The sequence below is a fragment of the Acinetobacter sp. ANC_7588 genome (assembly GCF_056783995.1).
Genome location: NZ_JBWYIU010000031.1, coordinates 1 through 1,108, shown reverse-complemented (window position 1 = coordinate 1,108; position 1,108 = coordinate 1). Strand labels below are relative to the sequence as shown.

At 45.2% G+C, this 1,108-nt stretch carries 2 protein-coding genes; both read right to left on the bottom strand.

The genetic code is table 11. The features are described 5' to 3' along the window. The coding region (locus tag AC1M9J_RS14745; RefSeq protein ID WP_481589642.1) for a CoA-transferase at nt 1–503 on the bottom strand (503 nt) is incomplete at its 3' end. A gap of 20 nt (nt 504–523) precedes the next feature. After that, on the bottom strand, nt 524–1,108 hold a 585-nt coding region (locus AC1M9J_RS14740; RefSeq protein ID WP_035270774.1), incomplete at its 5' end, for a 3-oxoacid CoA-transferase subunit A.

Here is a 1,108-nt window from a genome sequence, read left to right as displayed (position 1 = left end):
CCTGTCGCAGGATAAGTCAGCTCAGCAACGATTTTCGGTTCGCCTTTTTTAGTGACATGATCGGTGGTAATAAAGACTTTTTTCGCACCCACGGCTAAGTCCATTGCACCACCCACAGCAGGGATGGCATCAGGTGCACCGGTATGCCAGTTTGCAAGATCACCATTTTCTGCGACTTGGAAAGCACCCAGTACCGCGATGTCTAAATGACCACCACGCATCATGGCAAATGAATCACCATGATGGAAGAAAGCTCCGCCTTCTAGCAGGGTTACAAACTCTTTACCTGCGTTAATTAACTCAGGGTCACGGTCTTCTTCCGCAGGGGGTGGACCAAAGGCCAATAAACCATTTTCAGAATGTAAAAAGACATCTTTGTCAGCAGGTAAATAGCTCGAGATTTTAGTTGGTAAACCAATCCCAAGGTTGACATAAGCACCATCAGGAATATCTTGTGCAACACGTTCAGCAATTTGATCACGGGTTAATTTTTGATAACTCATTTTATTTCTCCAATCTCAAATTACTGCGCAGGTTGAACTTGTACAACGTGTTGTACAAAGATCCCTGGGGTGATGATGTGTTCAGGATCTAAGGCACCGAGTTCCACGACTTCTGATACTTGTGCGATGGTGATATCTGCTGCCATGGCCATAATTGGACCAAAGTTACGTGCAGATTTACGGTACACCAAGTTCCCCCAGCGATCGCCCTTATGCGCTTTAATTAACGCAAAGTCAGCTTTGATTGGATTTTCTAAAACGTAGTCTTTACCTTCATAATTCATGGTTGGTTTGCCTTCAGCAAGCAAAGTACCAAAACCTGTAGGTGTGTAGATTGGACCTAAGCCCATACCCGCCGCTTGAATACGGCAAGCCAAGTTGCCTTGCGGTACAAGTTCTAACTCGATTTTGCCTGCACGGTAGAGTTCATCGAAGACATAAGAGTCAGACTGACGAGGAAAAGAACAGATGATTTTACGTACAGCGCCTGCTTGTAACAGTTTAGCCAAGCCGTAATCACCATTACCTGCGTTGTTGTTGACGATCACTAAGTCTTTAATACCGAGTTCAATTAAGCCATCGATGAGTTCAGCAGGCTGACCTGC